14 protein-coding genes and 1 tRNA gene are annotated in these 19,360 nt (G+C 65.7%); 5 read left to right on the top strand and 10 right to left on the bottom strand.

Annotated elements, in window-relative coordinates:
* Positions 1–4: 4 nt before the first annotated feature.
* A complete protein-coding gene (locus tag BFE01S_RS20145) occupies positions 5–634 on the bottom strand; it encodes a BON domain-containing protein (protein ID WP_245621150.1) in 630 nt (209 codons plus the stop codon).
* A 154-nt stretch (positions 635–788) separates the two neighbouring features.
* On the opposite strand from BFE01S_RS20145, the gene BFE01S_RS20140 reads away from it, so the two are divergent.
* Positions 789–2,189, top strand: coding sequence for a GntP family permease (locus BFE01S_RS20140; protein ID WP_028227049.1), 1,401 nt, complete (start codon positions 789–791; stop codon positions 2,187–2,189).
* 120 nt (positions 2,190–2,309) lie between these two features.
* On the opposite strand, the gene BFE01S_RS20135 is transcribed toward BFE01S_RS20140, so the two are convergent.
* Both BFE01S_RS20135 and BFE01S_RS20130 read right to left on the bottom strand, forming a co-directional pair.
* The gene (locus BFE01S_RS20135; protein ID WP_028227048.1) at positions 2,310–3,812 is read right to left on the bottom strand and encodes a carbohydrate porin; all 1,503 of its coding nucleotides are present in this window, start codon (positions 3,810–3,812) and stop codon (positions 2,310–2,312) included.
* A gap of 105 nt (positions 3,813–3,917) precedes the next feature.
* Positions 3,918–4,277 (bottom strand): hypothetical protein, encoded by a 360-nt coding sequence (locus BFE01S_RS20130; protein WP_156967084.1) that lies wholly within the window; start codon positions 4,275–4,277, stop codon positions 3,918–3,920.
* Between the two features lie 1,437 nt (positions 4,278–5,714).
* Between BFE01S_RS20130 and BFE01S_RS20115 the strand changes: the two genes are divergently transcribed.
* The 3 genes from BFE01S_RS20115 to BFE01S_RS20105 all read left to right on the top strand — a co-directional run bounded on the left by BFE01S_RS20115 (position 5,715) and on the right by BFE01S_RS20105 (position 8,753).
* Positions 5,715–7,382 carry an Nramp family divalent metal transporter gene (locus BFE01S_RS20115; protein WP_028227045.1) on the top strand — a complete coding sequence of 556 codons (1,668 nt, stop codon included), beginning with the start codon at positions 5,715–5,717 and terminating at the stop codon, positions 7,380–7,382.
* 108 nt (positions 7,383–7,490) lie between these two features.
* Positions 7,491–7,567: transfer RNA gene (locus tag BFE01S_RS20110), tRNA-Val, on the top strand.
* A 226-nt stretch (positions 7,568–7,793) separates the two neighbouring features.
* Positions 7,794–8,753 (top strand): TauD/TfdA dioxygenase family protein, encoded by a 960-nt coding sequence (locus tag BFE01S_RS20105; protein WP_028227044.1) that lies wholly within the window; start codon positions 7,794–7,796, stop codon positions 8,751–8,753.
* Positions 8,754–8,798: 45 nt separating this feature from the next.
* Here BFE01S_RS20105 and BFE01S_RS20100 read toward each other — a convergent pair whose 3' ends face one another.
* The 5 genes from BFE01S_RS20100 to BFE01S_RS20080 all read right to left on the bottom strand — a co-directional run bounded on the left by BFE01S_RS20100 (position 8,799) and on the right by BFE01S_RS20080 (position 15,375).
* Positions 8,799–9,722: an NAD(P)-dependent oxidoreductase gene (locus tag BFE01S_RS20100; protein ID WP_042338021.1), complete on the bottom strand. Its 924-nt coding sequence runs from the start codon at positions 9,720–9,722 to the stop codon at positions 8,799–8,801.
* Positions 9,723–9,739: 17 nt separating this feature from the next.
* The gene (locus BFE01S_RS20095; RefSeq protein WP_245621149.1) at positions 9,740–11,005 is read right to left on the bottom strand and encodes an MFS transporter; all 1,266 of its coding nucleotides are present in this window, start codon (positions 11,003–11,005) and stop codon (positions 9,740–9,742) included.
* Between the two features lie 155 nt (positions 11,006–11,160).
* Entirely contained in the window at positions 11,161–12,744 is a 1,584-nt protein-coding gene (locus BFE01S_RS20090; protein ID WP_028227041.1) for an aldehyde dehydrogenase (NADP(+)), read from the bottom strand.
* Positions 12,745–13,674: a dihydrodipicolinate synthase family protein gene (locus tag BFE01S_RS20085; protein ID WP_028227040.1), complete on the bottom strand. Its 930-nt coding sequence runs from the start codon at positions 13,672–13,674 to the stop codon at positions 12,745–12,747.
* 123 nt (positions 13,675–13,797) lie between these two features.
* Positions 13,798–15,375, bottom strand: coding sequence for a UxaA family hydrolase (locus BFE01S_RS20080; protein WP_042338020.1), 1,578 nt, complete (start codon positions 15,373–15,375; stop codon positions 13,798–13,800).
* A 134-nt stretch (positions 15,376–15,509) separates the two neighbouring features.
* Between BFE01S_RS20080 and BFE01S_RS39425 the strand changes: the two genes are divergently transcribed.
* Entirely contained in the window at positions 15,510–16,445 is a 936-nt protein-coding gene (locus BFE01S_RS39425) for a LysR family transcriptional regulator (protein WP_042338019.1), read from the top strand.
* 35 nt (positions 16,446–16,480) lie between these two features.
* Here the strand turns inward: BFE01S_RS39425 and BFE01S_RS39420 are convergent, their stop codons facing one another.
* A complete protein-coding gene (locus tag BFE01S_RS39420) occupies positions 16,481–18,076 on the bottom strand; it encodes an acyl-CoA synthetase (RefSeq protein ID WP_042338018.1) in 1,596 nt (531 codons plus the stop codon).
* A gap of 46 nt (positions 18,077–18,122) precedes the next feature.
* Positions 18,123–19,295: an acetyl-CoA acetyltransferase gene (locus BFE01S_RS20065; RefSeq protein WP_042338017.1), complete on the bottom strand. Its 1,173-nt coding sequence runs from the start codon at positions 19,293–19,295 to the stop codon at positions 18,123–18,125.
* Positions 19,296–19,360 lie beyond the last annotated feature (65 nt).

The raw sequence follows: 19,360 nt of genomic DNA, 5'->3' as shown, positions 1-19,360 counted from the left end.
GTGCTCAGTCGGGCCGCGCCAGCGTCTTGTAGGGCAGCGTGCCGCGCGGGTCCGAGCTCACGCGCACGAACACCTGCTCGACGTCGGGAATCGCGGCGAGGCGCCGCTCGAGTGCCTCGCGGTCGAACCCTGCGCCCACGCAGCCCTCCGCATAGACAAAACGCCGCTGCACCGTGATCCAGAGGCTCGTGCCGGCCAGCATCGGCGCGCCCTGCAACTGTTGCCGGATCGCAGCGGCAATGTCGGCATCGTAGAGATACGAGTTCGGCTTCGTGCACTTGTGGGCCAGCCAGCAGGTCGTGCCGCGCTCCACGCGGTAGTGGGCGTCGTCGTCGGCTTCGGCCCGGGTCATGAACGGCCCGAGCGGCAACGGGCAGGCGGCCACCGCATCCGAAAGGGCGAAGAACGGGTCGTTGTACCAGTTCTTGCGGGGCGCGGCGGTGTCGCCGGAGGCAGCCTGGGCCGCGGTTTGTGCCTGCACGGCCGGGGCCGCGGCCAGCAGGAGGACGGGGAACGCAAAGGCAACCAGGGCAAAGCGCGCGACAACGCGCGCGCGACCCGCGGCCAGCCCGGCGCCGATCGTCCAGTGCCTGCTCCGCCTTCCCGCAGCCCACATGGTCCTCACCTGGATCATCCGCGCCTCCGTTGCCCGCCGCAGTCTCGTGCATCAATCCCATGCACCAGGATAGGTCTGGACCGCGCGAAGAGCAAACCGCCGATGTTTCTGTAGAATCGCCGCAGCGCACCATGGTTGCGCGGCACCACAACTACATTCGCCGGAGACTCAATTGTCGTTCGTTATCGTCCTTGCCGCCCTGGCGTTTCTCATGCTGGCCGCGTACCGCGGCTACAGCGTGATCCTGTTCGCCCCCATCGCCGCGCTCGCCGCGGTGCTGCTCACCGACCCGGCCGCCGTCGCGCCGGTGTTCTCCGGCATCTTCATGGAGAAGATGGTGGGCTTCGTGAAGCTCTATTTCCCGGTCTTTCTGCTAGGCGCCGTGTTCGGCAAGGTGATCGAACTCTCCGGCTTCTCCGAAGCGATCGTGGCCGCCGCCATCCGCTACATTGGCCGCTCGCGCGCCAACGCGGTGATCGTCGCCGTGTGCGCCCTCCTCACCTACGGCGGCGTGTCGCTCTTCGTCGTGGTGTTCGCGGTCTATCCGTTCGCCGCCGAGCTCTATCGCCAGAGCAACATTCCGAAGCGCTTGATGCCCGGTGCAATCGCGCTCGGCGCGTTCTCGTTCACGATGGACTCGCTGCCCGGCACCCCGCAGATCCAGAACATCATCCCCACCACCTTCTTCAAGACCACGGCGTGGGCCGCGCCCGCACTCGGCACGATCGGCTCGCTCTTCATCATCGTGGTGGGCCTTTCGTACCTCGAATGGCGCCGCCGCAGCGCCATGGCAAAGGGCGAAGGCTACGGCACCTCGCTCGTGAACGAGCCGGAGCGCGTGGAAACGGCGAACCTGCCGCATCCGCTGCTCGCGATCGCACCGCTCGTGCTGGTGGGCGTGGCGAACTTCTTCCTCACGAAATTCATCCCGCAGTGGTACGGCGACAGCTTCACCGTCGCGCCCGACGTGCTGCCCGGCATCCACGCGCCCGTTACCACCACCGTCAAGCAGGTCGTGGCGATCTGGTCCGTGGAAGGCGCGCTGCTGCTCGGTATCGTGCTCGTGATCCTGACGGCTTTCGGCCGCGTGAAGGAACGCTTCGCAACCGGCACGAAGGCGGCCGTGGCGGGCGCGCTGCTCGCTTCGATGAACACCGCCTCCGAGTACGGTTTCGGCGGCGTGATCGCCGCGCTGCCCGGCTTCATCGTGGTGGGCGATGCGCTCAAGAGCATCCCGAACCCGCTCGTCAATGCCGCCGTTTCGGTCAGCTCGCTTGCGGGTATCACGGGATCGGCTTCGGGCGGCATGAGCATCGCGCTCGCGGCCATGTCGGACATCTTCATCAAGAGCGCGCAAGCCGCGCATATTCCGCTTGAAGTGCTGCACCGCGTGGTGGCGATGGCGAGCGGCGGCATGGACACGCTGCCGCACAACGGCGCCGTGATTACGCTGCTTGCAGTGACCGGCCTCACGCACCGCGAGTCGTATCGTGACATCTTCGCGGTCACGATCATCAAGACGCTCGCGGTGTTCTTCGTGATCGCGGTTTATTACACGACCGGGATTGTTTAAAGGGGTGGGCGGTATTCGTGGCGGTCGATCCCGCACCGCCACGAAGTCAAACGCAAGCCGCCAACGCAGCGAGCCGCCCGCGCCACTTCCTGCGCCCGCGGCTCGCCACCGCCTTCGAATTCAAAACGCCACCGTTGTCCTCAGCCCCACGATAGCCTCGTCGCCAACACGCTGCGACGGATTCTCCGGATTCGGAATGCCGCCCGCCGGACGGAACGCGTACTGGAAGTCCGCCTGAATCTGCCACCACGGCGCGACCTGATACTGGTAGGTCGCTTCGAGTATCGTTTCCGCGCTGCGCGACAGATAGCCCGGCGTGTAGTTCGCCTGGGCGCTCGCGAGATCCTGCGCATGCGAGCCGATATGCGCATACCCCACCGCCAGCCCGACCACGTCGTTGTCGCGCCCCTTGAACGGCGCCTTGAGCGTCACGCCGGCATTCACGCCCAGATCGACGAGATTGCGGTCGCCCGGTGCGCCCATGACGCGTGCGAACACGCCCACCGACTGCGGGCTGTCCGCGCTCGGGCGCCACACCATCTGGTCCGCCACGGCGTAGATGCTGTAGTCGCCGCCATGCGTAGCCGGCACCCCCGTGCTGGCCGGACTGGCGAGCGAGAGCCCGGTGTTGTCGTAGCCCATATCGGCAAAGCGGTTGCTGTTGTACCAGAAGCCCAGCTTATAAGTACCCGGGAGTCCTGAAGGTTTCGGATCGTTCGGATTCGAAGACGGCTGATTGATCGCGTACTGCACTTCGCCGATCACCAGCGCACCGTTGTGCAGGTTGAAGGTCGTGCCGCTCGCATTGAGCTTTTGCGGATCGCCCGTGCCCGGCGCCGGGTTGCCGTCGAACACGCCGCCCAGCACCGTGATCGCGTCGGTGGGCGTGGCGCGCATGCGCACGCCGAGCGACGAAAGCGGGTAGGCGGGGCCGCCGCCCGGCAGATCCACCGAGGGCAGCGCGGACCAGCCGAAGGTGGCATTCATGAACGTGCCCGCATACTGGCTGACCATGAACTCCTGGTCGAGACTCTGCTGACCGACCTTCACGTCCACCTTGCCGCCCAGCAGCGACTGCTGGTACCACAACTCCCACAGGCGCGTGCCCGCGTCGGCCTCGACACCGGTCGCGAGCTGCAAGGTCTGCAGATTCCGTTCGCTCAGATTGGTGCCGTGAATCTGCAACGCCGACACGTTGAAGATGCCGCCGGGCAGCCCGAACGCCTTTTGCGTATCGATGCCGAGACCGAACTGCGTCACCCCGTCGTAAGCGCCGCCGCGATGCGTGCCGCCCGACAGGTTGTTCATGTACTCGCTCGTTTCCTGCAGGCCGAAGGTCACGCCGTAGTTGCCCATCCACGAGCGCAGACCGCCCATGTCGCCGAACAGGTTCGAGCGGTCCCAAAAGCCGGTGGGCGCAGCGGCTGCCGGATTCTGCTGCGAACCATCGGCGCCACCCGCAGCGGGTGGCTGCTGTGCCGATGAATCGGCTGCAGCCGGAGTCGCGGGCGTTTCGCCGGACGATTGCGCGAAAGCCGCAGGTGCGGTGACGAAGGCGAGCAAAACGGCGAGCGAGAGCGGCGTGCCGGTCGCGAGCACGCGAATTTTCAGATTCTTCTTCATGACGGTTCGAGTAATGAAGTTATCGTGGGAATGAATCTGCGTGCCTCTACATATGGCACGCAGCGAGTTGCAAAACCGTGACGTCGAGGTAAAGGCGATCGCGATCTACGCGAACCACCAGGAGAGCGGCAACGCACTATCCAGATCGTCGCCCGCGGGGCTCACGGCGATCAGCAGCGCCAGTACGACGCCGGCCACCGTGAGCCCGAGAATGGCGTAGCCGCAAGGCGTGAGCGGACGGCCCGTCCACGCTGTGCGCAAGGCGGCGCGTACGGCCAGCGCGGCAGCGCGCGTGGCGTGACGAAGCGCGAAAGTACGAACCCGGCGTGCAAGCGGGCCGCTCCGGCCCCGCGCGGCGACGCCGGCAGCGGGTGCCGCGATCAGTGCATGCAGGCGTGCGACATAGCCCATTGCACGTGCATGCGGGGCACCGCGGCAGGCAACGGTAAAAGATTTGAAGAACATGACTCACCCCCGTCCAGCCCGAACGCATCGGGCGACGAATGAATGCACGACGGCCCCTCGCAAGCGCGTTGCGAAAAACAGTCGAAACAGAGGGAGCGTGCTACGGGCGGACAGGCTTCATGCCTGTCGCGGGAGGAGCGCGCTAACCCGGCTTATAGCGAGTTAGCGGCGAAAGGAGCGGCCCTTGAGCGTGACTCAGGCGGCCTTTTGCGGCTATCTCGCGTTCACGGCGCCGGCGCAGGCCGGCATCGGACTTCCACTACTAGAGCATGTGTCCACGAGGGACTCCTTTCTTTGAGACGGGCGCATTGTATTCGCCACTTCCACAAAACTGCAAGTAAAAAACGCATCAATGAAATCGCAGTGCGAAGTATCTGGCGAGGTCCGGTAGTTGGCTCCGCAGTCGGCTCCGCAGTCGGCCCGTCAATCGGCCCGATAGCAGCCTGAAAGGCCGGCACCAAGCCGTAGCCGCCGAGGCCGCAGCGAATGCCTCCGGTTCGTATTTCGCGCACCCGCTACGCTTACCCGCGGGTTTCATTGTCGGCCTCATGAAAGACTCCATCCCGCTGCCACGGGGTGTAAAGCAATTGCAAAAAAATACCTTGGCTCTGCTTAGGGAAACGTGTTGACTTGTGCCAACTCCGTCACTAGAATCCGCCCATCTTCACAACCGGGGCCCACGCCGTGGACTCTTGCAGTAGTCGATCTTCGAACTGTTTCACTGCCTGACCGGCCAGACGCCCGCGCCCTTCTTTACGCCGCCGTCCGCCATCAGGCAGACGGTGCGCGCCGCAGTTTCATCCCCGTGCACCTTTTGAACTAGCGCCATCGGCGCTGTGTCCGTTCGCGCATGCGTTTCGCGTGCTTGCACGTACACCGCGCTTTTCCGATGGCACCGCACCGCGAGCAACCCTCGCGGCCGCGTTCGCTCGCGCCTGCCTTGTCCTTCGGGAAGCGGGCGCGTGAATCCACACGCGCGTTGCCGACGCGCTTTGCCGGAAAAGGAGCCGCCATGCCCGACAGTGACAGTCATCCCTTATGCCGCTTACCTCACATTCACCTGAGGAAAGCAGGCGGGCGGCTGCCGCGCTCCTGATGCGCGGGTGATCCGTCTTCGCCGGCTTTCCGCGTTTTTACGCGTCGCCCCTGGCGCACGGAGCACTCACATGCAATTCGGACTCCTTCTTTCAAACCTGCCGCAAGTCGACGTATCGCGCAGCCACTACACCGCCCTCCTTTCGCTCGAGCCGCGCCCGGCCACGACTCGCCTTCGCGCACTCTGGCAGCGGCTGAAAGCACTCGCCTTCTGAAACCTCCACGCGCTTCGCGCCATACGCAAGCGCGGCCGTCGCAACACGGCACACATGCTTACGTATGGCGGCCTGGCGCGTGTACTTTGCACTCCTCAATCCCATCCGAAAACAGGGAATTCATAACATGTCCACGCCAACTAACTACTCGCGAGGTCCCGTCGCGCTAGAGCGCAGCGCCGTACTAGACGAAGCGCATCTCGGCGACATCAAGGGCGCGCTCGGCACGATCGCCCATCACGACACCGCACCGCGTACCGGCTGGTGGGCCCGCTTTCGCACGCTGCTCGCGATCCTCGGCCCCGGCCTCATCGTCATGGTCGGCGACAACGACGCCGGCGCGTTCGGCACCTACACGCAGGCCGGGCAAAACTACGGCACGACGCTGCTGTGGACCATGCTGCTGCTCGTGCCCGTGCTGTTCGTCAACCAGGAAATGGTGCTGCGTCTGGGCGCCGTAACGGGCGTCGGCCACGCACGCCTCATCTTCGAGCGCTTCGGCAAGTTCTGGGGCGCCTTCAGCGTCATCGATCTCTTCTTGCTCAATGCGCTCACCATCGTGACCGAGTTTATCGGCATCACGTTCGTGCTCGACTTTTTCGGCGTGTCCAAAATCGCGGGGGTGTGCATTGCCGCGGCGCTCACCATGGCAGCGGTCAGCACCGGCAACTTCCGGCGCTTCGAGCGTTTCGCCGTGGTGCTGTGCCTCCTGAGCCTCCTGCTCGTGCCCGTGCTGGTGGCGATCCACCCGCCCGTCAGCCAGATGACGCGTGACTTCTTCATCCCCAACTGGCCCGCGAACTCGAAGCTCTCCGACGTGATGCTGCTCGTGATCGGCATCGTCGGCACGACCGTGGCGCCGTGGCAGTTGTTCTTCCAGCAAAGCTACGTGGTCGACAAGCGCATCACGCCGCGCTTCATGAAGTACGAAAAGGCCGACCTGTGGATCGGCATTGCCTTCGTGCTGATCGGCGCCGTGGCCATGATCGCGTTCTGCGCGCAGCTTTTCGCCGGCAAGCCCGAGTTCGGCAACTTCACGGATGCGGGCGGCGTGATCGCCGGCCTCGAGAAGTATGCCGGCCACACGTCGGCCGTGCTGTTCGCCGTCGCCCTCTTCGACGCGGCCATCATCGGCGCGGCGGCGGTCTCGCTCTCCACGGCCTATGCCGTCGGCGACGTGTTCAAGATCCGCCACTCGCTGCATCGCGGCGTAAGCGACGCCAAGGGTTTCTATGCGGTGTACTTCGGCATCGTCGCGCTCGCGGCCGCCATCGTGCTGATTCCGGGCAGCCCGCTCGGCCTGCTCACGGAAGCCGTGCAAACGCTCGCCGGCGTGCTCCTGCCGAGCGCCACCGTGTTCCTGCTGCTCCTGTGCAACGACCGTGCCGTGCTCGGCCCGTGGGTCAACTCGAAGAAGCTCAACCTCTTCACCGGCGCCGTGATCTGGGTGCTCGTGATGCTCTCGATCGTCCTCACGGCTTCCGTGATGTACCCGGACATGACGGGCGAAACGATCATCGAGATCCTCGCGGGCGGCACGGTGTTCGCCGTGCTCGGCTACGCCGTGACGGCGGCCGCCCGCAAGTCGCGCCGCCAGCGCGGCGGCGAAGAGCAGGCGGCGCAAACCTGGCAGGCAGGCGCACGCGACACGTGGCGCATGCCCCCGCTCGACGAACTGCCGCCGCCGAACCTCACGCTCAGCAAGCGCGTATGGATGGGCGTGCTGCGCGGCTATCTGCTGATTGCGGTTGCGCTCGTGGTGGTGAAGGTCGTGCAGATGACCTTGCTGAAGTAAGCAAGTGGGCCGGCCGCCTCATTGAAGCATCCCCGGCATCCCTGAAATGGGCCGGGACGAAAAATGCTTGCAAGGGTGTACGAGTGTCTCTATAATTCGCGCCTCGACAGGCTCGTAGCTCAGCTGGTTAGAGCACCACCTTGACATGGTGGGGGTCGTTGGTTCGAGTCCAATCGAGCCTACCAACGAAATCGCGCAGTACCCTTGCAGCACCATCGGCAATGACGCAGTCCCTTCGCGGGGAATGCGTCATTTTCGTTTGGGCAGCGCTTTTTCTGCAGCAGCGCCTATGCACGTGCGCTGCTATTCATAGCGCGCGAACGCGCGCAAAGCTTCCCATAAATCGTCAGTTCTGCTTGCGGCGCAAGCCTGCTGGAATGGCCGTTCCCTGTCCAGTCGAGGAGACCTGCGATGTCCGACGTTCACGCGAACCACCCCGCCGCCGCCCATACCTTCGCCAACGCGACGCTTCAAACCGGCGCAGAACCGGCCACGCTCGATCTGCATCCCGTTGCGGGCCGCATCGGCGCGCGCATCGACGGCGTACGCCTGAGCGGCGACATCGACGAAGCCACCTTCGACGCCATCCACGCCGCGCTGCTGCGCCACAAGGTGCTGTTCTTCCGCGGCCAGCAGCATCTCGACGATGCCGCGCAGGAAGCGTTCGCGCGACGCTTCGGCGAAACGGTGGCCCACCCCACCGTGCCTTCGGTGGAGGGCGGCAGGCTGCTCGAACTCGATTCGCAGCACGGCGCACGCGCGAACTCGTGGCATACGGACGTGACTTTCGTCGACGCCTATCCGAAGGTCTCGATCTTGCGCGCCGTTGTCGTGCCGCCCTATGGCGGCGACACGGTCTGGGCCAACACGGCGGCCGCGTACCAGAACCTGCCGGAGCCGCTGCGCGCGCTCGCCGATACGCTCCGGGCATTGCACACGAACGCGTACGACTACGCCTCCTCGCACGTGAATGCCGATAGCGCGCAACTCAAGCGCTACCGCGAAATCTTCACCTCCACCGTCTACGAAACCGAGCATCCCGTTGTGCGCGTGCACCCCGAAACGGGCGAGCGCACCCTGGTGCTCGGTCATTTCGTACAACGTATCAAGGGACTTTCGACGCAAGACTCGGCACACCTGCTGCAAAGCTTCCACGAACACATCACGCGGCTGGAAAACACGGTGCGCTGGAGCTGGCAGGCGGGCGACGTGGCGATCTGGGACAACCGCGCGACGCAGCACTACGCGATCAACGACTACGGCGACGCGCGCCGTGTGGTGCGGCGTGCCACGGTGCGCGGCGAAGTGCCGGTCGGCATCGACGGGCGGCACAGCGCCGTGGTGCAGGGACAGGGAACGACGCTGCAGTAGCCGGGCTGCGCCGGGCCGCTGCGCCCGGCGCCTGTCCCGCCGGTTTCACTCCGCGCGCACGCGCACGCCGTTCAGTTCGCCCACCACATCGAACAGATGCGGCACATACTCGTCGCCGTGACCCAGGTTGGTTGCGAGCAGATAGAGCTGGCGCGCGGCTTCCGCCACGATGGCGGTCGATGCATATTCGCCCGCAAGCCGCGCATACGCGCGCATGTCCTTGAGCGCGTTGCGCAGCGCGAACTGCTGGCCGCTGTCGTCGCCTTCCAGCACGTAGGGCACGATGCGGTCGAACGTGCGGCTGTGGCCACCGCTCAGCCGGCACAGCGCCGCGAATTCGCGCAGATTCACCCCGGCCTTCGCGGCCGTGCCGAACGCCTCCGCGAGCACTGCGGCATTCGCCTGCGCGATGAAGTTGTGAATCAGCTTCGCGCGGTAGCCCGAGCCGTGACCGCCCAGATGATGGATCGTCTCCGCATACGTTTCGAAGAGCGGCCGCACCGCGTCCACCCACTCCGCATCGCCTCCCACCAGCACGTTCAGGCGCCCTTCGCGCGCCTCCTTCGGCGTGCGGTTCACCGGGGCGTCGAGAAACTGCGCGCCGCGAGCGGCAAGCGCCGCCTGCGCCTCCTGGGCGAACTCGGGGTCGGCCGTGGTCGCGTCGATCACGATGAGGCCGGGATGCGCGCCCGCCAGCACGCCATGCTCGCGCGTCAGCACGTCGCGCACCTGCGGCGTGCCGGTCACGCTGATCAGCACGACATCCACGTTGCGTGCGAGTTCTTCGGCCGTCGCGGCCTCCGTGGCGCCCTGGGCGACGAGCGCTTCCACATTCGCGCGGCTGCGGTGCGCGAGCACCGTCAAGGCAAAGCCGCGCTTGAGAATGTTGTGGGCCATCGCTTCGCCCATCAGCCCCAGGCCGATAACACCGACACGCCGGATACGTTCTGGAACGGGATTCGAGTTCATACGTTCTCCTTGCAATCTCACACCGGCAGCTTCTTCTGGTAGTCGATCAGCAGCGCGCAGAGTACCTGGAACGCGGCCACCGCAACGAAGAACATCAGCGCCAGAAAATACGAGCCGGTGCGCTGCACGATAAAGCCGATAAAGATCGGCACGAAAATGCCTGCGATATTACCGACGAAATTCATGATGCCGCACAGCGAGCCGGCGCGGCCGCGCGTGGCGAGCATGGCCGGTGTCGCCCAGTTGCAGCCGCCGCACCAGCGCACGAAGAACACCGCCACGCACAACAGCAGCACGACCACGACCGGCGAACCCGCATACGCGACCACGCACATCGAAGCGGCCACCGCGGCAGCGCCAATCACCATCATCGTACGGTACACGACATTCGCGCCGGCGCCGGCCATCTTCCAGCGGTCGGCAATCCAGCCGCCGCAGATCTCGCCGATAAAGCCCATGAAGAAGATCACGAAGGTCGCGTTGCCCATCGACTTGAGGTCGAACCCGTGCGCCTTGTAGAGGTAGGTGGGCAGCCAGGTCATGAGGCCGTAGAAGATCAGGTTCGTGCAGGTGTGGCTCATGCACATGCCCCACACCGAGCGGTAGCGGAAGAAACTGAGCAGCGACGTGCCGGCCGCGGCCTTCGGCTCCGCGTGGTCTTCAGCCGAAAGCGCCTCTTCGATGTACGCCACCTCGGCCGCATTGATGCGCGGATGCTCGCTCGGCGTATTGCGGATATACCACCACGCCCAGATGCCGCACAGGATCGTGCCGACACCCGCCACGGCGAAGGCTGCGCGCCAGGAACCCAGCCAGCCCATCAGCAGCGCCGTGACAATGGCGCCCACGCCCGAGCCGAGCGCCGATCCGCCGTCGATCAGCGCCGCGCCGCGCGTGCGCTCGTTCTTCGTGAGCCACATGGCGTTGAGCTTGCCGCCCGCCGGATAGATGGGCGCCTCGCTCACGCCCAAACCGAAGCGCGTGAGCAGCAGCGTGAACCAGCCGGTACTCGCCGCGGCGATGCCCTGAAAGAAGCCCCACCCTATCGTTGCGACCGCAATCACCACGCGCGGCTTCAGGCGATCGGCCAGCATGCCGGAGGGCACCTGCATGAACAGATACGTCCAGAAGAAGGCGCTCAGGATGAGCCCCTGCTTCTCGGGCGTCAGCTGAAACTCCTGCGCGATGGTGGGCATGGCGACCGAAAGCGCCGCGCGGTCGATATAGTTCAGCGATACGAGCATCAGCAGCAACAGAAAGATCTTCCATCGCGTACTGGACATGCGAACGGCTTCTACATGCGTGGCTTCCATTTAGCCTGTCTCCATGGTGGTCCGGCGGGTGTGCCCGCTTTTGTCGTCTTTGTCGTTCTTGCGCGGCCGCGGGGCGCGTACCTTCCCCGCGGCTTCGTTGGGTGGTCTCGTCGCGCGATGCGGCGTCAGGGGGCGCACTGAAGCTTGCCGTCCACGAGGCGGTTCAGGCCCAGTGGATTGGCCGCCTGCAGCGCGGCCGGCAATAGCGCTTCAGGCAGGTCCTGATAGCAGACGGGCCGCAGGAAACGCGCAATCGCAAGGCTGCCAACGGACGTCGTGCGGCCATCGGACGTGGCCGGATACGGACCGCCGTGCACCATCGCGTGCGCGACCTCCACGCCGGTGCCGAAGCCGTTCGCCAGCACGCGTCCGGCGCGGCGCTCGAACGCCGGCACAAAGGTGCGCGCGGCATCGTAGTCGGCTTCGTCGATGTGCAGTGAGACCGTCAGTTGTCCTTCGAGTTGCTCGACGATGTCGCGCATCGTTTCGAGGTCCGGGCAGCGCACGATAAGCGCCGACGCGCCGAACACTTCGTCGTGCAAGCCGGGATTGGCGCGGAACGCTTCGGCCGTGGTCGAAAACAGTGCAGCCCGGCCGCGGTTCGCACCTTCGACCGCGAGCCCGCGCGCAAGCGTCGCGACGTCGGCTTGCGCAGCCATGCGCTCGACGCCCGCCTCGTACGCCGCATGAATGCCGGGCGTGAGCATCGGCGCCGCCGCAATGCCCGCGAGCGCGCCCGACGCCGCAGTAATGAAGCGCTCCAGATCCGGGCCATCGACGGCCAGGACGAGGCCCGGATTGGTGCAGAACTGCCCGGCGCCCAGCGTGAGCGACGCCGCGAACGCAGCGCCGATCGATTCGGCGCGTGCTTTCACGGCGGCTGGAAACAACAGGACCGGATTGATGCTGCTCATCTCGGCATAGACCGGAATCGGCTCAAGGCGTGCCGCCGCGAGGTTCATCAGCGCAACGCCGCCGCGGCGCGAGCCCGTGAATCCGACCGCCTTGACGCGCGCATCCTTCACGAGTGCCTGGCCGATCTCGATGCCTGCATCGAAGAGCAGCGAGAACGTGCCTTCAGGCAAGCCCGATTCGGCCACGGCCCGCTTCACCGCGGCGCCCACCAGCGCACTCGTGCCGGGATGCGCCGGATGCGCTTTCACGATCACCGGACAGCCCGCCGCGAGCGCGGAAGCCGTATCGCCGCCCGCCACCGAAAACGCCAGCGGAAAATTGCTTGCCCCGAACACCACAACCGGCCCCAGCGCAATATTGCGCAGGCGCAGATCGACGCGCGGCAACGGCTTGCGCTCCGGCTGCGCCGGATCGATGCGCACGCCAAGCCAGTCGCCGTCGCGCACCACCTGGGCAAACATCCGCAGTTGGCCAACCGTGCGGCCGCGCTCGCCTTCAATGCGTGCGCGAGGCAGCCCCGTCTCGGCCATGCAGCGCTCGATCAGCGCATCGCCCAGGTCGAGAATGTTTTGCGCAATCGCTTCGAGAAACCGTGCGCGCGCATCGAGCGATGTCTCGCGGTACAGGTCGAATGCCTGGGCGGCAAGCGCGCATGCCGCGTCCACGTCCGCCAGCGTCGCACCGCCGAACGCCGGCTCGAGCGGGGCTCCGCTCGCCGCATCGACGGCGCGCAATGTGCCGTTCGTGCCGGGCACGGTGCGCTGCCCGATGATCGAATCAGTAAGGATCTGCATTTAACGCCCCCAGCGCAGCACGAGCGGATCGAGGCGGCGCGCCACGCGCAGCAGCCCTTCCCGGATAGCCGGATGAATCGGCGCGAGCGGCCGGCGCAATGCCGCGGAACGAATCACGCCGCCCTCCTTCATCAATTCCTTGCAAGCCGCAAGGCCGCACTGGCGGTTCTCGTAGTTGATGAGCGGCAGCCATGCCTCGTAAAGCTGGGCGGCGCGCTCGGCGTCGCCTGCCGTCCACGCGTCGAGGATCTTGCGGATGCCGTCGGGATAGCCGCCGCCCGTCATCGCCCCCGTCGCGCCCGCTTCGAGGTCGGCCATCAGCGTGATCGCCTCTTCGCCGTCCCACGGGCCCGCCACGGCGTCGCCGCCCAGTTCGATCAACTCGCGCAGCTTGGCCGCGGCCTGCGCCGTCTCGATCTTGAAGTACGACACGTGTTCGACCTCGCGCGCCAGCCTGGCGAGGAACGCCGCGGAAAGCGGCGTGCCGGCCACCGGCGCGTCCTGGATCATGATGGGAATGTCGATCGCGTCCGAAACTTCCCGGAAGAACTCGGACACCCCGCGCTCGCCCACGCGAATGGTCGCGCCGTGATACGGCGGCATGATCATGACCATCGCCGCACCCGCGTCCTGGGCGGCGCGGCTGCGCGCCGCGCATACGAGCGAGCTGAAGTGCGTGGTGGTCACGATCACCGGCACGCGGCCCGCTACGTGGTCGAGCACGGCGTGCATGAGCGTTTCGCGCTCGGCATCGGAAAGGGCGAACTGCTCGGAAAAGTTCGCGAGAATGCACAGACCGTTGGAGCCTGCGTCGATCATGAAATCGACACAGCGCCTCTGGCCTTCCAGGTCGAGTTGCCCGCCATCGTCGAAGATGGTCGGTACGACGGGGAACACGCCCTTATAGGGGGTTTTCAGAAGATTCGTCATGATAGGTTCGGTTCGTAGTGGGCGCCGATGATATGTCCCGATATGCTTCGCATTCCTGAATCAATGCCATGCCCGCTTGCAAACTCGAGCGGCACACCTGCCGCCCGGGTCGCAGCGCCAGAATCAGGTGATCGCGCCGATCTGCCAAGGCACGAATTCGTTTTGCCCATAGCCGTGGATCTCGCTACGCGAGCGCCGGCCGGACGCCACCTCCAGCATGAGCTGGAACAACTCGGCGCCGGTCTCTTCAATCGACTTCTGGCCCGCGAGTATCGGCCCGCAGTTCAGGTCCATGTCGTCCTGCTGGCGCTGCCACAGCGCCTCGTTGGTTGCGATCTTGAGCGAGGGCGTGGGCGCGCAGCCATAAGCGGAGCCGCGCCCCGTCGTGAAGCAAATGAGGTTCGCGCCGCCCGCCACCTGGCCCGTTGCCGAAATCGGGTCGTAGCCGGGCGTATCCATGAAGACGAGACCCTTCGCCTCCACCGGCTGCGCGTATTCGTAGACATCGACAAGATTCGTATGCCCCGCCTTCGCGATGCCGCCCAGCGACTTTTCGAGCACCGTGGTGAGACCGCCCGCCTTGTTCCCTGCCGACGGGTTGTTGTCCATCGAAGCATGGTTGCGCGCGCAATATTCTTCCCACCAGCGAATGCGTGCGACCAGCTTTTCGGCCACCTCGGGACGCTGCGCGCGGCGCGTAAGAAGATGCTCGGCACCGTAGATTTCGGGCGTTTCCGAAAGAATCGCCGTGCCGCCGTTCGCCACCAGCAGATCCACGGCCGCGCCCAGTGCGGGATTGGCGGAAATGCCCGAATAGCCGTCCGACCCACCGCATTGCAGGCCCACGACAAGATGCGAAACCGGCACCGGCTCACGCTGCACCTCGTTGGCCTGCGCAAGCAGTCCCTCCACCAGTTCGATGCCGCGTGCGATGGATTTGACCGTGCCGCCCGTCTCCTGGATGTTGTACGTATTCAGACGCCCTGCCGCGACCATCTCGTCGAGATGCTGCTTTTCCACAAGCCGCGCGATCTGGTTGGTTTCGCAGCCGAGGCCGATGACGAGCACCGCCGCGAAGTTCGGATGGATCGCGTAGCCGCCCAGCGTGCGCTGCAGGAGCGCGAGTGCTTCGCCCTCCGAATCGACCGCGCAACCCACGCCGTGCGTGAGCGCCACCACGCCGTCCACGTTCGGGTAGGCGGCCAGCACTTCAGGATGAATGTCGCGGCGGAAGTGGTCCGCAATCGCGCGGGCAACCGTTGCCGAGCAATTGACCGAGGTGAGTATGCCGATGTAGTTGCGCGTGGCCACGCGGCCGTCCGCGCGCACGATGCCGTCGAACGTGGCGTTCGCGCCCGCATCGGCGTAGCGGGTGGGCTTCGCATCGGCGCAGAACGCGTAATCGCGCTGGAACTCGCCCATGGCGAGGTTGTGCGTATGCACGTGTTCGCCCGCCGCGATGGGCCGGCTCGCGAAGCCGATGATCTGGCCGTAGCGGCGCACGGGCTGGCCGGGTTCGATCGCGCGCACCGCCACCTTGTGGCCGGGCGGAATGAGGCCGGCCACCGTCACGCCTTCGCCGGGCAGCGCCGTGCCGCCTACGAGCTGCGAGCGGGCGATGACCACATCGTCGGCATGATGAAGCCGGATCACGAGTGAGGCAGGAATGAGGGTTTCCGTCGAGTCGCTGAGGGTTGCCATTGTGTATCCCAGGAAGGCGCCTCCCATCGGTGTGGAAGGGGCGCCAGGACTTGTCTCCAGCCGTGACTATACGGGGCGGCTTTCACGGCTGTATATTGAGAATTTTCCATCTTGTGATCGCTTTTTCGACTTAGATGAAAACCCTGGATACCCTGCTCGCCCGGCTGAGAATCCGCCAGTTGCAGCTTCTCATCGCGCTCGACGAGCACAAATCGCTGCACAAGGCCGCGGGCGCGATGTCGATGACGCAGTCGGCCGCGAGCAAAATGCTGCACGAACTGGAGTCGATTCTCGACGCCCCGCTCTTCGAGCGTTCGAAGAACGGCATGATCCCGAACCAGTTCGGCCATTGCGTGATCCGCTACGCGCGGCTCATGGCGACGGACCTGAGCGCGCTGTGCGACGACATTTCGGAAATCCGCAGCGGCCGCGGCGGCCGGCTCGCGATTGGCGCGATCATGGGGGCGATTCCGGAGGTGGTGGTGCCGGTGATCGACGAACTCCACGCGAGCCAGCGCAATCTTTCGATCGAGGTGATCGAGGACACCAGCGCGAAGATGCTGCTCCAATTGGACGAAGGGCATCTCGACCTCGTGATCGGGCGCTCGGCCGTGAGCAACCAGCCTTCGAAGTACCACTATCAGAAGATCGGCGACGAACCGCTCTCCGTCGTGGTGGGCCACGCGCACCCGCCGTTGCCGCAGAAGCTGGAGCTGCGCGATCTCACCGGCCACCGCTGGGTGGTGTATCCCACGCAGATGCCGTTGCGCGCGCTGGTGGAGCGCGAAATGGATCTGGCGGGGCTCGCGCTGCCCACCAATCCCATCTCCACCGCCTCCACGTTCGTGACGATCGCGCTGCTGATGCAGGACTCCGGGCTCGTCTCCGTGCTGCCCACCGATATCGCGAGCCTGTGCGCGCGGCACGGCATGCTGCGGATCCTGCCGATTGCGCTGCGCTCGCAGTCGCAAAGCTTCGGCATCGTCACGCGCAAGGGCGGCGCGCTTTCGCCGCCTGCGGAGCAGTTCATCGACATGCTGAAAGCGCGCGTGAGAGGCGCGACTGCGTAGCGCGGGCGGCCCCGGGCATCGAGCCGCCCGTTGCCTCAAACCTTCTCCGCCGCTCCCGCGCACACCGCGTCCCACTCCTGAAGCAGCCGCGCGCGCACGTCCTTCTTCGTGATCTTCCCGTAAGCCGATTTGGGCAGCGCGTCCCAGAACACGAAATGGCGCGGGCATTTGTAGCGCGCGAGCCTGCCGTCCAGGTGCGCCAGCAGCGCATCGGGCGTGGCCTCGCGGCCCTCCCGCAGCACCACGACCGCCACCCCCTGCTCGCCCCACTTCGGATCGGGCATGCCCAGCACCGCCACCTCGTGCACGGCGCCATGCAGCAGCAGCGCTTCCTCCACCTCGCGCGGGTACACGTTCGAGCCGCCCGAGATGTACATGTCCGACGAACGCCCGGTGATGTAGAGAAAGCCCTCGCGGTCCAGATGGCCGAGGTCGCCGGTATGGAACCAGCCGTGCTTGAACGCCTTCGCGTTCGCTTCGGGATTGTTGTCGTAGCCGCTCATCACCGCGGGGCCGCGCACGCAGATTTCGCCGGTTTCGAAGGGTTCGAGCCGCTTGCCCGCGTCGTCGAGGATGGCGATCTCGATGCCCGTGCGCGCATAGCCGCAGGTGCCGGGCCGGCTGCCGGGCGCGTCGTCGTCCAGCTCGTGCAGATGCGGCGGCAGCACCGTGATGTTGCCGGTCACTTCGCCGAGGCCATAGTACTGGACAAGCACGCGGCCCAGTTTGTGCAGCGCGTGTTTCTGATCGGCACGGTACATGGGTGCGCCCGCGTAGATCACGTATTTGAGCGAGCGATGGTCGTAGCGGTCCACGGCTTCGTGCTCGGTGAGCATCTTCACGATGGTCGGCACCGTGAAGAGATTATCGACGCGATGCTGCTCCACCAGTTGCCACACCTCTTCGGGATCGAGCTTTTCTCCCGCAGGCAAGATGCTTGCCGCACCGCGGGCCGTGTTGACGAGCGCGTGAATGCCCGCGCCGTGCGAAAGCGGTGCGACCACGAGCGAGCGCGAATGCACGTCGAGCCCCGGCATGAGATCGGCCAGATGATTGGTAATGACGAACGCCATCTGGCCGTGCGTGAGCGTGCCCGCCTTCGGCTGGCCCGTCGTGCCGGACGTATAGAAGAACCATAGCGGATCGTCGCGCTCGACCTCTGCGGCTTCGAACCGGCCCGATGGCTGGGCCGCGAGCGCCTCATAGGCCAGTTCGCCGCTGCGCGGCTTGCCCAGCGCAATCACGCATTCGAGCGCGGGCGACGCGGCGCGCACGGCATCCACGTAATGCTCGAAGCCGTGGTCGTACAGCATCACGCGCGCACCGCTTGCCTGCCCCAGGTACGCGGCCTCGGGCGGTGCAATGCGGTAGTTCGTGGGCACCCAAACCGCGCCGAGCTTGAACGCCACCCAGGCGCTCTCGAACAAGGGCAGATTGTTGCGCGAGTGCACGAGAATGCGGTCGCCCTTGCGTACGCCCTGCGCGCGCAGGGCGGCGCAGACCGCATCCACGCGGCGGTTGATGGCCGACCAACTCCAGTTGGCCTCGCGCGTGATGAATCCGGGCTCGTCTGCATGGCGTTGCGCAACCTGGGTCAGCAAGTTGCCCAAGTTCATGACATTCTTCAGCATGATCTTCCCTCTATTTCTTCTGCTCGGGTAACGAAACGACGGGGCATCAGAACTTTCGCTCCATGATGCTCAGGTAATTCGTCACCGCCGCGCCGCCCATGTTGAACACGCCCGCGAGATTGGCGTTGCGGATCTGCATGTCGCCGGCTTCGGCCGCCAGTTGCATCGCGGCCATGACGTGCATGGAAACCCCCGTGGCGCCGATGGGGTGCCCCTTCGACTTCAGGCCACCGGACGGATTGATGGGCAGGCGCCCGTCGCGCGCGGTGACGCCTTCCAGTATCGCACGCGCGCCTTCGCCGGGCTGCGCCAAGCCCATCGCTTCGTATTCGAGCAGTTCCGCAATCGTGAAGCAGTCGTGCGTTTCCACGAGCGAGAGATCGTCGAGCGTCACGCGCGCCTCCTCAAGTCCTCGCTGCCAGGCGCGGCGTGCGCCCGAGAACTCCGTGCGGTCGCGGCGCGAAAGCGGCAGAAAATCGCTCACCTGCACGCTCGCGCGAAAGCCAATGCCGCGGCGCGCGCCGGGCACACTGTCTTCGGCGGCAATCACGAGAGCAGCGGCGCCATCGGAGACCAGGGAACAATCGGTGCGCTTGAGCGGCCCGGCCACGAACGGATTCTTCTCCGAAGGCGTGCGGCAGAAGTCGAAGCCGAAATCGCGCCGCATATGCGCGTACGGGTTCGCCATGCCGTTTCGATGGTTCTTCGCGGCAATCGCCGCGAGCGCGTCCGACTGGTCGCCGTAGCGCTCGAAATACGCCTGCGCGATGGTGCCGAAGATGCCCGCGAAGCCGCCCGGCACACCCGCCTCCTCCTTCGCATACGAGCACTTCTGCAGCACCTCGCCCACTTCCGCCGTGGGCAGGCCGTTCATCTTTTCCACGCCGATCACGAGCGCGACCTTCGTGCGCCCTGCGCGCACGGCATCGAGCGCCGAATAGAGCGCAGCCGATCCCGTTGCGCACGCGTTCTCGCAGCGCACGGTGGCGGCGTAGCGCAGCGCCGGCATCGCGTTGAACACCAGCGCGGAGGGAAAGTCCTGGTACACGAAGCCGCCGTTGAACATGCCCACGTGTACCGAATCGACCTGCGCGGCGTCCACGCCGGCGTGGTCGAGCGCCTTCTGCGCGGCGTCGGCGATCATGTCTTCCGGCTCCAGCGCATCGAATTTGCCGAACGGCAGGTGGCTCCAGCCAATGATGAGGGGATCTGTTTTCACGAATATTCCTTTTCAATCAGGATGACTAAATGAATTGCCAGAGAATCGGGCGCTACCTCGCGCGT

Source organism: Paraburkholderia ferrariae NBRC 106233 (assembly GCF_000685035.1).
GTDB classification, from domain to species: domain Bacteria; phylum Pseudomonadota; class Gammaproteobacteria; order Burkholderiales; family Burkholderiaceae; genus Paraburkholderia; species Paraburkholderia ferrariae.
The sequence above is the reverse complement of the archived record's forward strand: the minus strand, read 5'-3'. Positions and strand labels throughout refer to the sequence as shown.